The sequence below is a fragment of the Burkholderia sp. AU4i genome, from assembly GCF_000466765.1.
GTDB classification, from domain to species: domain Bacteria; phylum Pseudomonadota; class Gammaproteobacteria; order Burkholderiales; family Burkholderiaceae; genus Burkholderia; species Burkholderia cepacia.
On record NZ_ASSI01000018.1, the window covers coordinates 17,685 to 29,768 of the forward strand.

At 66.1% G+C, this 12,084-nt stretch carries 11 protein-coding genes; 3 read left to right on the top strand and 8 right to left on the bottom strand.

Going from position 1 to position 12,084, the window contains the following annotated elements; all coding sequences use genetic code 11:
* Positions 1–3 precede the first annotated feature (3 nt).
* The 3 genes from trpE to rpe form a co-directional block, all read right to left on the bottom strand.
* Positions 4–1,497: an anthranilate synthase component I gene (gene trpE / locus L810_RS03390; RefSeq protein ID WP_042973047.1), complete on the bottom strand. Its 1,494-nt coding sequence runs from the start codon at positions 1,495–1,497 to the stop codon at positions 4–6.
* A 357-nt stretch (positions 1,498–1,854) separates the two neighbouring features.
* Complete coding sequence (locus L810_RS03395) at positions 1,855–2,619, bottom strand: phosphoglycolate phosphatase (protein ID WP_021156973.1); 765 nt, start codon at positions 2,617–2,619, stop codon at positions 1,855–1,857.
* A 4-nt stretch (positions 2,620–2,623) separates the two neighbouring features.
* Positions 2,624–3,310, bottom strand: a complete 687-nt coding sequence (gene rpe / locus L810_RS03400) for a ribulose-phosphate 3-epimerase (RefSeq protein WP_011883156.1) — start codon at positions 3,308–3,310, stop codon at positions 2,624–2,626.
* A 178-nt stretch (positions 3,311–3,488) separates the two neighbouring features.
* Here rpe and apaG point away from each other — a divergent pair, with 178 nt between their 5' ends.
* Together apaG and mltA are read left to right on the top strand one after the other, a co-directional pair.
* Positions 3,489–3,863: a Co2+/Mg2+ efflux protein ApaG gene (apaG, locus tag L810_RS03405; RefSeq protein WP_011350820.1), complete on the top strand. Its 375-nt coding sequence runs from the start codon at positions 3,489–3,491 to the stop codon at positions 3,861–3,863.
* 81 nt (positions 3,864–3,944) lie between these two features.
* On the top strand, positions 3,945–5,177 hold the full coding sequence (gene mltA, locus L810_RS03415) for a murein transglycosylase A (RefSeq protein WP_048026376.1): 1,233 nt from the start codon (positions 3,945–3,947) through the stop codon (positions 5,175–5,177).
* A gap of 260 nt (positions 5,178–5,437) precedes the next feature.
* Here mltA and paaK read toward each other — a convergent pair whose 3' ends face one another.
* The 5 genes from paaK to paaN form a co-directional block, all read right to left on the bottom strand.
* Positions 5,438–6,736, bottom strand: coding sequence for a phenylacetate--CoA ligase PaaK (gene paaK / locus L810_RS03420; protein WP_021156976.1), 1,299 nt, complete (start codon positions 6,734–6,736; stop codon positions 5,438–5,440).
* Positions 6,737–6,774: 38 nt separating this feature from the next.
* Positions 6,775–7,227, bottom strand: a complete 453-nt coding sequence (paaI, locus tag L810_RS03425) for a hydroxyphenylacetyl-CoA thioesterase PaaI (protein ID WP_042973051.1) — start codon at positions 7,225–7,227, stop codon at positions 6,775–6,777.
* Position 7,228: 1 nt separating this feature from the next.
* Positions 7,229–8,020, bottom strand: coding sequence for a 2-(1,2-epoxy-1,2-dihydrophenyl)acetyl-CoA isomerase PaaG (gene paaG / locus L810_RS03430; protein WP_021156977.1), 792 nt, complete (start codon positions 8,018–8,020; stop codon positions 7,229–7,231).
* A 45-nt stretch (positions 8,021–8,065) separates the two neighbouring features.
* Complete coding sequence (gene pcaF / locus L810_RS03435) at positions 8,066–9,268, bottom strand: 3-oxoadipyl-CoA thiolase (RefSeq protein WP_042973053.1); 1,203 nt, start codon at positions 9,266–9,268, stop codon at positions 8,066–8,068.
* 87 nt (positions 9,269–9,355) lie between these two features.
* Positions 9,356–11,062: a phenylacetic acid degradation protein PaaN gene (gene paaN / locus L810_RS03440; protein ID WP_021156979.1), complete on the bottom strand. Its 1,707-nt coding sequence runs from the start codon at positions 11,060–11,062 to the stop codon at positions 9,356–9,358.
* Between the two features lie 129 nt (positions 11,063–11,191).
* Between paaN and L810_RS03445 the strand changes: the two genes are divergently transcribed.
* A complete protein-coding gene (locus L810_RS03445) occupies positions 11,192–11,968 on the top strand; it encodes an enoyl-CoA hydratase (RefSeq protein ID WP_021156980.1) in 777 nt (258 codons plus the stop codon).
* Positions 11,969–12,084 lie beyond the last annotated feature (116 nt).

Below are 12,084 nucleotides of genomic sequence, written 5' to 3' on the forward strand. Positions count from 1 at the left end.
CGGTCAGAAGTCGCTATCGAGGCCGTCCTGGACCTGTTCGGCCGCACGCAGCACTGCGCGCGCCTTGTTCTCGGTCTCTTGCCATTCGGATTCGGGCACCGAATCCGCGACGACGCCGGCCGCCGCTTGCACGTACAGGTTGCCGTTGTGGATCAGGCCCGTGCGGATCGCGATCGCGAGATCCATCTCGCCCGAGAACGACAGGTAGCCGACGGCGCCGCCGTACAACCCGCGCTTGACCGGCTCGAGCTCGTCGATCAGTTCCATCGCGCGCACCTTCGGCGCGCCGGACAACGTGCCGGCCGGGAACGTCGCGCGCAGCACGTCGTAGTTCGTCATCCCGGGTTTCAGCTTGCCTTCGACCGAGCTGACGATGTGCTGCACGTGCGAGTATTTCTCGATGACCATCTTGTCGGTCACCTGCACCGAGCCGATCTCCGCGATGCGGCCGACGTCGTTGCGCGCGAGGTCGATCAGCATCACGTGCTCGGCGATTTCCTTCGGATCGTTGAGCAGTTCGGTCGCGAGTTCCGCATCGCGCTCGGGCGTGTTGCCGCGCGGGCGCGTGCCGGCGAGCGGACGGATCGTGACGATCTGGTCTTCGCCGCGCTTCTCCTGGCGCACGAGGATTTCCGGCGACGCGCCGACCACGTGGAAATCGCCGAAGTTGTAGTAGTACATGTACGGCGACGGGTTCAGCGAACGCAGCGCACGATACAGTGACAGCGGATTGTCGCGGTACGGCTTCGTCAGCCGCTGGCCGACCTGGATCTGCATCAGCTCGCCGGCCGCGATGTATTCCTTCGCCTGGCGCACGGCGGCCAGATAGTCGTCTTTCTTGAACTCGCGGAAAGTTTCGGTGCGCACGCTCGCCGACGTGACGGGCGGCTGCACGGTCGTGCGCAGCCGCTGTTTCAGTTCGCGCAGGCGCTGTTTCGCCTTCGTGTAGGCTTCGGCCTGGCTCGGGTCCGCGTAGATGATCAGGTACAGCTTGCCGGCGAGGTTGTCGATGACCGCGACTTCCTCGGTCAGCAGCAACTGGATGTCGGGCAGGCCGAGATCGTCGCGCGGCGCGGTGTTCGCGAGCTTCTTCTCGATGTAGCGCACCGCGTCGTAGCCGAAGTAGCCCGCGAGACCGCCGCAGAAGCGCGGCAGGCCCGGGCGCTGCGCCACCTTGAAGCGCGCCTGGAACGATTCGATGAACTGGAACGGGTCACCGTCATGCGTCTCGACGACCTGGCCGTCGCGCACGACTTCCGACACGCCGTTACGGGTGCGGACGAGCGTGCGGGCCGGCAGGCCGATGAACGAGTAGCGGCCGAAGCGTTCGCCGCCGACCACCGATTCCAGCAGGAACGAGTTGGCGCCCGCGCGTTCGGGCTGGGCCAGCTTCAGGTAGAGGGACAGCGGCGTTTCGAGATCGGCGAGGGCTTCCGCGATCAGCGGGATGCGGTTGTAGCCTTCGTTCGCGAGCGATTGGAATTCGAGTTCGGTCATGTTCCGGTCCTGTTCGGGACGAGCGGCGCGTGCGCCAGGGATCACTTGACGCTGCGCGGGTTGCCGTCGGCGAAAGGGCGGTCGATCGAGAAGTGCCTGTTGCCGGCCGGCACTCCGGGCGTGAACGTCGCGAGCCTGCGGCCGATCCTGAACGCAAGCGTTCGGACGCGGTGGAACTCGAGGTGGTGCGACGGTCGGCGCGCGGATGCGCAGCGAGATAAAAAACGGCGCTGAAGACGTGCTTCAGCGTACCTCATCGAAGAGGTTAGCGCGACCAGCGACGCCAGGGCCAGGCTCCCCGGTCGATGCTGCTCAGACTCCGTTTTTTATTCAGAAACATGCGGATGGAAGAAATAATCAGATGGTTGGCCGGCCGGTGTTGTGCGCAGTAATTGCGCGAGCTGCGACCAGCAACGAATCGACTATACCATCCGAATTTATCGTTTGTATAGCTTTGCCGTGGTTGTAGCCGTACGGCACGGTCAGCGTCGCCATCCCGGCCGCGCGGCCGGCCAGCGCATCGTTTTCCGAGTCGCCGATCGCGACTGCCGCATCCGGCGCGACGCCGAGCGCGCTGCAGGCCGTCAGCATCGGCAGCGGATCGGGCTTCTTGCGCGCGACGCTGTCGCCCCCGAGCACGACGCCGAAGCAATCGGCCAGCTCGTATTGCTCGAGCAGTTCGACGGCGAAGCGATGCGTCTTGTTCGTCACGCACGCGAGCCGGATGCCGGCCGCACGCAACGCGTCGAGGCCGGCGGCTACGTCCGGATAAAGGCGCGTGTGGCGGCCGTTGATCTTCGCGTATTCGGTCTGGTAGATCGCCAGTGCATCGTCGAAGCGCGCGTGCGCTTCGTCGGCCGGGAAGCGCGGTTTCAGCACGCTCTGGATCAGGTGTTCAGAGCCCTTGCCGACGTAGCCGATCACCTCGTCACGCGACGTGGCTGGCGCGCCGAGCTGCGCGAGCATCCCGTTCAGGCCGGCCGTGAAATCGTCGGCCGTGTCGACCATCGTGCCGTCGAGATCGATCAGCGCCGCGTCGATGCGCGGCGCGGCGAAGCGGATCGGGGCGGCTTCAGCTGCGGCCCCGGCCGGCGCCTGGCCTGCGAGCGACGAATCGGCCACGGCGTCAGCTCCGCTCGACGGTAGCGAGCGCGGCGCGCATCTCGTCGATCACCTTGCGGTAGTCGGGCTTGCCGAAGATCGCCGAACCCGCGACGAAGGTGTCGGCCCCGGCCGCCGCGATTTCCGCGATGTTGTCGGTCTTCACGCCGCCGTCGACTTCGAGCAGGATCTCGCGGCCGGTGCGCTCGGTGTACGCGTCGATGCGTGCGCGTGCTTCGCGCAGCTTGTTCAGCGTTTCCGGGATGAACGACTGGCCGCCGAAGCCCGGGTTGACCGACATCAGCAGCACGAAGTCGAGGCGATCCATCACGTGATCGAGGTAGTTCAGCGGCGTCGCCGGATTGAACACGAGACCGGCCTTGCAGCCGTGGTCACGGATCAGCGACAGCGTGCGGTCGATGTGATCGGAGCCTTCCGGGTGGAAGCTGATCAGGTTGGCGCCGGCCTTCGCAAAATCGGGCACGATCCGGTCGACCGGGCGCACCATCAGGTGCACGTCGATCGGCACCTGCACGTGCGGGCGGATCGCTTCGCACACGAGCGGGCCGATCGTCAGGTTCGGCACATAATGGTTGTCCATCACGTCGAAGTGGATCCAGTCGGCGCCGGCAGCGACGACGTTGCGGACTTCTTCGCCGAGCCGTGCGAAATCGGCCGACAGGATGCTGGGAGCGATACGGAATTGGGTCATGGCAGGGGAGCGGGGACGTTGCGGCGCAAAACCGTCATTCTACCGTCCGGCGACCCGGTGCGCGGCGGCGGGCCGTGCGGCCGAGGCCCGATTGCGCATAGAATGCCGAACCAATGCGGCGCGCCCGCGGCCCCGTTGCCCATGCCGGCACGGACAGTCACCTTCCACCGGAAACATCATGAGTCAGTATCAGTTCACCGTTTCGGTGAAAACCAGCTACTTGCCGGAACAATCCGACCCCGATCGCCGTCAATACGCATTCGCGTACACGCTGACGATCCGCAACACGGGACAGGTCGCGGCGCAGCTGATCGCGCGTCACTGGATCATCACGGACAGCGAGAACCACGTGCAGGAAGTGAAGGGGCTCGGCGTCGTCGGGCACCAGCCGCTGCTGCAGCCGGGCGAGCACTTCGAATACACGAGCTGGGCCGTGATCGCGACGCCGGTCGGCACGATGCGGGGCGCGTACTTCTGCGTGGCGGAAGACGGCGAGCGTTTCGAGGCGCCGGTCGACGAGTTCGCACTCCACATGCCGCGCACGCTGCATTGAGCGTGCGAAGCGCGTCAGCGCGGCTGGCGGTCGTTGTTGCCGCGGGCGTGCTTCTTTCTGCCCGACGACGTCCACACGACGATGAAGATCAGCAGGGCAAGCGCTACGAAGGCTTCGAGCGCAAAGATGAGCATCGGATATTGGTCGAGAAAATCTGACATGGCGGTTTCCATCAAGAACGGACATTGTATGTGGTTTGGGCCCCGGTTGGCCGGGTGGGCGGCAGCGGTCGCGGCGGCGGCGCTGCTCGCGGCGTGCGGCGGCACGCCGACGCGGACTTCGTCGCTGAAGCCGCCGACCGGCGCGGCGATCATGCCGGGGCAGGTCGCCGCGAAGCGACTCACGCCGGTCGCGTGGCAGCAGGTGCCGGGTTGGCAGGATGATTCGCTGATCGGCGCGACGGCTGCATTGCGGCAGAACTGCGTGCGGCTCGCGCGCCAGCCGGCCTGGCAGCGTGCGTGTGCGGCTGCCGACCGGCTCGACGAGCTTGACGTCAGCAGTGCGCGGGCATTCTTCGAAACGTATTTCACGCCGTTCCAGTTCGCGAACACCGACGGTACGCTCGACGGGCTGGTGACCGGCTATTACGAGCCGCTGCTGCATGGTTCGCGAGTGCGTCGTGGCCCGTATCAGTACGCGCTGTACCGCTGGCCGGCCGGTTATCGCGCGGGCGCCGCGCTGCCGGCACGCGCGCAGCTCGAACGCGCCGGCATCCTGAACGGCAACGAACTCGTGTGGGTCGACGACCCGATCGAGGCGTTCTTCCTGCAGGTGCAGGGCTCGGGGCGCGTGTTGCTCGACGACGGTTCGGTGATGCGGGTCGGCTTCGGCGGCACCAACAACCAGCCGTACCGTTCGATCGGCAAGTGGCTGCTCGATCGCGGCGAACTGACACCCGCCCAGGCGACGATGCAGGGCATCAAGGCGTGGGCGAAGGCGAACCCGAATCGCGTCGACGCGTTGCTCGACACGAACCCGCGGTTCGTGTTCTTCCGCGACATGCCGACCAAGGAGGATGCGCCGCACGGCGGCGCGGACGGCCCGATCGGCGCGCTCGGCGTGCCGCTGACGCCGGAACGCTCGATCGCGGTCGACCCGTCGTCGATCCCGCTCGGCACGCCGGTGTTCCTGCAGACCACGCGCCCGCTGACGAATACGCCGATGAACCGGCTCGTGTTCGCGCAGGATACGGGCTCCGCGATCAAGGGCGGCGTGCGGGCCGACTATTTCTGGGGGCTCGGCGACGACGCAGGCGATCAGGCCGGCCGGATGAAGCAGGTCGGCCGGATGTGGCTGCTGTTCCCGAACTCGTGACTTGAGGCGGCCCGGGTTGTCCGGGCCGCCGCTGCCGATGCATCGGAGGGTGCACTCGTGGGCGCGATGGAGTGTGCGGGGTGTGTCGCGCTGATTGCGAGGGCGCCACGTGCGGCGTGAGTTTTCGTGACGCGCCTTTTGCCTCGACGGGTGCCCCAGAGGCGGCCCGGAATGAAACAGCCCGATCGGCGTTGGCCGATCGGGCTGTTTCATTTGCAGCCGCGGATTCACCGCACGTCGTGCACGCGCGGCGATTGCCGTCAGCCCTTGCGCTTGTCGACGACGCGTCGCGCCTTGCCGACCGAACGCTCGATCCCGTTCACGGGCAGCACGTTGATTACGGCCGTCACGCCGATCAGCGACTTGATGTCGTGTGCGAGCGCCTGTTTGGCCGCATGAATCGCCGTCGTATCGGGCGCAGTCTCCGGACAGGGCTCGACATTGAGCGTCAGCACGTCGAGCGGGCCTTCCTTTGTCAGTACGATCTGATAGTGCGGTGCGAGTGCGCGCTGCTTGAGCAACTGCTCCTCGATTTGCGTCGGGAACACGTTGACACCGCGCACGATCATCATGTCGTCCGAACGCCCCGTGATCTTCTCCATCCGGCGCATCGTGCGGGCAGTGCCAGGCAGCAGCCGCGTGAGGTCGCGGGTGCGGTAGCGGACGATCGGCAGTGCTTCCTTCGTCAGCGACGTGAACACGAGCTCGCCGAGTTCGCCATCCGGAAGCACTTCGCCGGTTTCAGGGTCGATGATTTCCGGATAGAAGTGGTCTTCCCAGATGGTCGGGCCGTCCTTGGTCTCGACGCATTCGGACGCGACGCCGGGGCCCATCACTTCGGAAAGCCCGTAGATGTCGACCGCGTCGATGCCCATCCGCTGCTCGATCGCGACGCGCATGTCGTTGGTCCACGGTTCCGCGCCGAAGATGCCGATGCGCAGCGAACTCTGCACGGGATCGAGACCCTGGCGCTCGATTTCATCGGCGATCGACAGCATGTAGCTCGGCGTCACCATGATGATGTCGGGCCGGAAATCCTGGATCAGCTGCACCTGCTTTTCGGTCTGGCCGCCGCCGAACGGGATCACGGTCAGCCCAGCGCGTTCGGCGCCGTAGTGCGCACCGAGCCCGCCTGTGAACAGGCCGTAGCCGTAGCTCACGTGCACCTTGTCGCCGCGGCGCGCACCGGCGGCGCGGATCGAGCGTGCGACGAGATTCGCCCATGTGTCGATGTCGCCGGCCGTATAGCCGACGACCGTCGGCTTGCCGGTCGTGCCCGACGACGCATGAATGCGCGAGATCTGGTCCTGCGGCACCGCGAACATCCCGAACGGGTAACTGTCGCGCAGGTCGCTCTTCGTCGTGAACGGGAAGCGCGACAGGTCGGCGAGCGTCTTCAGGTCGTCCGGATGGACGCCCGCGTCGTCGAACTTGCGACGATAGACGGGAGAGTGGTCATACGCATGCCGGAGCGACCACTTGAGGCGTTCGAGCTGCAGCGCGGTCAGCTCGTCGCGTGAGGCGGTCTCGATCGGCTCGAGCGGTAGCGGGGTAGTCATGCATGTCTCCAGTGTTTGTTATGTGCGAGCCGTCGACGTCAGCGGTCTTCCGGGATGACCGTACCCTTGATCTGGGCCGATTTGCCGCGAAACATCGCGACGGTTTCTCCGGTCTGGTTCGTGACGCGGATGTCGTAGATCCCTTGGCGGCCGGCGCGTGCCTGCTCGATCGCCTCGGCCGTCAGCACGTCGTCGCCGTGCACGGGGCGCAGGAATTCGATCGAGCAGCCGGCCGCGACTGCGTTCACGTTGTACGAGTTGCATGCGAACGCGAACGTCGAATCGGCCAGCGTGAAGATGATCCCGCCATGGCAGGTCTGATGCCCGTTCAGGAATTCGGGCCGCACGCGCATTTGCAGGCGCGCGTAGCCGGCGCGTACTTCGGCGATTTCCATCCCGAACGCGCGGCTGCATGCGTCGGCGTCGTACATGGCTCGCGCGGCGGCACGGGCGAGCGAGTCGGGGTCGAGCGTGGCAGTGGCGTCCGTCATGTCAACGCCCCTCGAAGCGCGGCGCGCGCTTCTCGATGAACGCCTTCACGCCTTCCGCATAGTCGTACGACTGACCGAGCTTGCGCTGCAGGTCGCGTTCCTGGTCGAGTTGCTGGTCGAGCGTGTTCGTGACGCTGTCGCGCATCGATTGCTTGATCGATGCGATCGCGAGCGTCGGCTGTTGCGCAAGCTGCGTGGCGAGCTGGCGGACTGACGCAGCGAGGGTGTCGTCGTCGACCGCGCGCCAGATCAAGCCCCATTGCTCGGCCTGTTCGGCGCCGAGTTTGTCGCCGGTCAGCGCGAGCCCCAGCGCGCGTGCCATGCCGACGCGTTGCGGCAGGAACCATGTGCCGCCCGAATCGGGTACGAGCCCGATCTTGACGAAGGCCTGGATGAAACTGCTCGATCGGGCGGCGAACACGAGATCGCACGCGAGCGCGAGGTTCGCGCCGGCGCCGGCCGCGGTGCCGTTGACGGCGGCGATGACCGGAATCGGCAGACGCTGCAGGCGGCGGATCAGCGGATTGAAGTGCTCGTCGATCAGCGCGCCGAGGTCGGTGGACGCGCCCGGCGTGAAGTCGAGATCGGCCAGGTCCTGGCCCGCGCAGAAGCCGCGCCCCGCGCCAGTCAGGATCAGCGCGCGCGCACCGGCCGCCTCGACATCATCGAGTGCCGACTGCAGTTCGCGATGCATCGCCCGCGTAAAGCTGTTCAGCTTGTCGGGGCGGTTGAGGGTAATCGTGGCCACGTTCGAGGCGCGATCGATATCCAGCTGAATCGCCTGATAGGACATGCAGTGTCTCCTTCATGACTTCGTTATAGGCGCGCGGTGCGTGGGTTACACGCGTTCGATCGCGATCGCGATACCCTGGCCGACGCCGATGCACATCGTACAGAGCGCAAAGCGGCCGCCCGTACGCTCGAGTTGGTGAAGGGCCGTGGTCACGAGCCGGGCGCCCGATGCGCCGAGCGGATGGCCCAGTGCGATTGCGCCGCCGTTCGGGTTCACGCGCGGATCGTCGTCGGCGACGCCGAGCATGCGCAGCACCGCCAGACCTTGCGACGCAAACGCCTCGTTCAGCTCGATCACGTCGAACTGGTCGATGGTCATGCCGAGCTGGCGCAGCAGTTTCTGCGTGGCCGGTGCGGGCCCGATGCCCATCACGCGCGGCGCGACGCCGGCCGTCGCCATTCCGACGACCCGTGCGCGGCGGCGCAGGCCGTACTGGTCTGCTGCCTGTGCATTGGCGAGCAGCAGCGCGCACGCACCGTCGTTGACGCCCGATGCGTTGCCGGCCGTTACCGAACCGTCCGGGCGCACGACGCCTTTCAGCTTCGCAAGCGCTTCGAGCGACGTTTCGCGCGGATGCTCGTCGCGCGAGACGACCACCGGATCGCCTTTCTTCTGCTGAATCGTGACCGCGACGATTTCCTCGGCGAGCGTGCCGTCCTGCTGCGCACGCGCCGCTTTCTGCTGGCTGCGCAGCGCGAACAGGTCCTGGTCGGCGCGGCTGACGTTGTAGTCGACCGCGACGTTCTCGGCCGTCTCCGGCATCGAATCGACGCCGTACAGCTGTTTCATCAACGGATTGACGAAGCGCCAGCCGATCGTCGTGTCGTAGATGTCGGCCTGGCGCGCGAATGCGCTCGCGGCCTTGCCCATCACGAACGGCGCGCGCGTCATGCTCTCGACGCCGCCCGCGATCATCAGGCGCGCCTCCCCGGCCTTGATCGCGCGCGCAGCAGTGCCGACCGCGTCCATCCCGGAGCCGCACAGGCGGTTCAGCGTCGTGCCGGGCACGTCGGTCGGCAGCCCCGCGAGCAGCGCGGACATGCGGGCGACGTTGCGGTTGTCCTCACCGGCCTGGTTCGCGCAGCCGTAGATCACGTCGTCGATCGCCGTCCAGTCGACGTCGCGGTTGCGCTCCACGAGCGCCTTGAGCGGTACTGCACCGAGGTCGTCGGCGCGGACATCTTTCAGGGCGCCGCCGTAGCGGCCGATGGGGGTGCGAATCGCGTCGCAGATATAGGCGTCTGTCATGGGCGTATCGATGAGCAACGAACCCGCCGGGTGGCGGATTCGTTCATGGTAGAGAACGTGGCGGCGTTTGCACGTCGACCATTCGGGTTATGCAGGTTGACCGGCTTCCGCAGGTGCCGCTTTCGGCGCAACATGGACACGGCTTTGCACGACGCGGAACCGGTTGGCGACGAATGCCGGGTCCGCCAGCGCCGCGTTGGCTGCCGGGTTCGCGCCCGTGCCGTGGAAATCCGAGAACGCTGCCGACTGGTTCACGAACACGCCGCCGGTCAGGTTGATCGACAGCGCGACGCCGCCGCGTACCGCCGCGTCGTGTGCGGCGTCGACGATGGCTTCGTCGGTACTGTAGACGGAGAGCGTCAGCGCGCCATGTTCTGCCGCGATTTCACCGGCGAGATCGAGCGACTGCGCGGTCGAGTCGGTTGCGATCACGAACGAGATCGGGCCGAACCACTCCTGCGTGAATTTTTCGCGATCGGCCACGTCGAGTTGCAGCACGAGCGGTGTGCGCACGCGGGCATCGGGGAACGCGGGGTGCTGGAGGGTCAGGCTGTCGGCGAGCACGCGGCCGAGCTGGCGGGCGTTGTCGATGCGTGCGGTCACGCCTTCGTTCTGGATCGCGCCGATCAGTTCGACCGAGCGGGCCGGATCGCCGGTGAGTTTTTGTACCGCAACGGCGATTGCCTGTGCGACTTCGTCGAAGCTCGCATGGCCTTCCGCCGTCCGGATGCCGTCGCGCGGCACATAGATGTTCTGCGGTGCCGTGCACATCTGGCCGGAGTACAGCGCCAGCGAGAACGCGATGTTCTTGGCGGTGGCCTTCAGGTCGTCGGTCGAGTCGATCACGATCTGGTTGACGCCTGCCTTCTCCGTATAGACCTGTGCCTGGTGGGCATGGCGCTCGAGCCACGTGCCGTTTTGCGTGCTGCCGGTGAAGTCGATCAGCTTGATCTCGGGGCGCAGCGCGAGATCCTGAACGAGTGCGCCGTCGTTGGGTGCGGTCGCGAGGAGCGTGACGACGTTCGGATCGAAGCCGGCTTCGCGCAGCACGTCGCGAGCGATCCGGACCGTGATCGCGAGAGGCAGGATCGCGCCCGGATGCGGTTTGACGATCACGGTGTTGCCGGTGGCCAGATCGGCGAACAATCCCGGGTAGCCGTTCCAGGTCGGGAACGTGCAGCAGCCGAGTACGAGGCCGGTGCCGCGCGGGACGATCGTGTAGCGCTTGTGCATCGCGAGCGGCGGGTTCTTGCCTTGCGGCTTTTCCCAGTGCGCATCGGCCGGAATGCGGCGCAGTTCGTCCCACGCATAGGCAACTGCCTCGAGCGCGCGATCCTGCGCGTGCGGGCCGCCGGCCTGGAACGCCATCATGAATGCCTGCCCCGTGGTGTGCATCACGCTGTAGGCGATCTCGAAGCTCGCACGATTCAGGCGCGCGAGGATTTCGAGGCTTACGCCGATCCAGGCGCTCGGGCCGGCTTCACGCCATGAACGTTGCGCGGCGGCAGCGGCGGCGATCAGTTCGTCGGGCGTCGACTTCGGGTACCGGATGCCCAATGCGATGCCGTACGGCGACCGTTCCGCGCCGACCGTTTCTCCGGACGCCGGCTGGTCGAGCGCGAACGTCTTGTCGAGGTAGGACTTGAACGCGGCCTCGCCATCTGCGTTCGCGCTTTCCCCGTACACTTTGGGGCTCGGCATTTCGGCGAACGGGCTCCAGTACCCGCGGCTCTCGATGGCGGCGAGTGCGTGCTTCAGCGTGTCTTCGTGCTTCGTGAACAGTGCATGGGTCATGGCGGCAGCCTGATGGACGATGAGAGGGGTTGGATCGATTAATTAACCGACCGGTTGGTCGGAGAATGGTAGCATCAAACTATTCGCATGTGCGAGGCGTTTCTCATTTCATTGATCGAGGAGAAATAGATGGCTTACGAGAACATCCTGGTGGAGACCCGGGGGCGTGTCGGGCTGGTTACGCTGAACCGTCCGAAGGCGCTGAATGCGCTGAACGATGCGCTGATGGATGAACTGGGTGATGCGCTGAAGGCATTCGATGCGGACGATGGCATCGGCGCGATCGTCGTGACCGGGAGCGAGAAGGCGTTCGCGGCTGGCGCGGACATCGGCATGATGGCGACCTATTCCTATATGGATGCCTACCGGGGCGACTACATCACACGTAACTGGGAGACGGTTCGCGAAATTCGCAAGCCGATCATTGCGGCGGTGTCGGGCTTTGCGCTGGGCGGTGGCTGCGAGCTGGCCATGATGTGCGACATCATCTTCGCGGCGGACACGGCCAAGTTCGGCCAGCCGGAAATCAAGCTGGGCGTCATGCCGGGGGCGGGCGGTACGCAGCGTCTGCCGCGCGCGGTGTCGAAGGCTAAGGCGATGGACATGTGCCTGACGGCCCGCTTCATGGATGCAGCCGAAGCGGAGCGTGCGGGGCTCGTGTCGCGTGTGCTGCCGGCCGACACGCTGCTCGACGAGGCGATTGCCGCCGCGGCGACGATCGCCGAGTTTTCGCTGCCGGCGGTCATGATGGTCAAGGAGTCGGTGAACCGTGCGTACGAGACGACGCTGGCCGAGGGCGTTCACTTCGAGCGCCGGCTGTTCCATTCGCTGTTCGCGACCGAAGACCAGAAGGAGGGGATGGCGGCATTCGTTGAAAAGCGGAAGCCGGTGTTCAAGCACCGCTGATTGAGCTGCCCGAGGTAGGTGGCCGGTGCCTGGCTGGTATCGGTTGTCGAACCCGGCCCACTGAGCCCCGGCCCCCGTGCGCGCCAGCGCACGAGGGCTTTTCAAAATATTTTCAC

What these genes read in the sequence shown, in the direction of transcription:
- paaK (WP_021156976.1), bottom strand. Translation starts at nt 6,736, where the DNA reads ATGACTACCCCGCTACCGCTCGAGCCGATCGAGACCGCCTCACGCGAC.
- paaG (WP_021156977.1), bottom strand. Translation starts at nt 8,020, where the DNA reads ATGTCCTATCAGGCGATTCAGCTGGATATCGATCGCGCCTCGAACGTG.
- apaG (WP_011350820.1), top strand. Translation starts at nt 3,489, where the DNA reads ATGAGTCAGTATCAGTTCACCGTTTCGGTGAAAACCAGCTACTTGCCG.
- rpe (WP_011883156.1), bottom strand. Translation starts at nt 3,310, where the DNA reads ATGACCCAATTCCGTATCGCTCCCAGCATCCTGTCGGCCGATTTCGCA.
- paaI (WP_042973051.1), bottom strand. Translation starts at nt 7,227, where the DNA reads ATGACGGACGCCACTGCCACGCTCGACCCCGACTCGCTCGCCCGTGCC.
- pcaF (WP_042973053.1), bottom strand. Translation starts at nt 9,268, where the DNA reads ATGACAGACGCCTATATCTGCGACGCGATTCGCACCCCCATCGGCCGC.
- paaN (WP_021156979.1), bottom strand. Translation starts at nt 11,062, where the DNA reads ATGACCCATGCACTGTTCACGAAGCACGAAGACACGCTGAAGCACGCA.
- mltA (WP_048026376.1), top strand. Translation starts at nt 3,945, where the DNA reads ATGAAGATCAGCAGGGCAAGCGCTACGAAGGCTTCGAGCGCAAAGATG.
- trpE (WP_042973047.1), bottom strand. Translation starts at nt 1,497, where the DNA reads ATGACCGAACTCGAATTCCAATCGCTCGCGAACGAAGGCTACAACCGC.
- L810_RS03445 (WP_021156980.1), top strand. Translation starts at nt 11,192, where the DNA reads ATGGCTTACGAGAACATCCTGGTGGAGACCCGGGGGCGTGTCGGGCTG.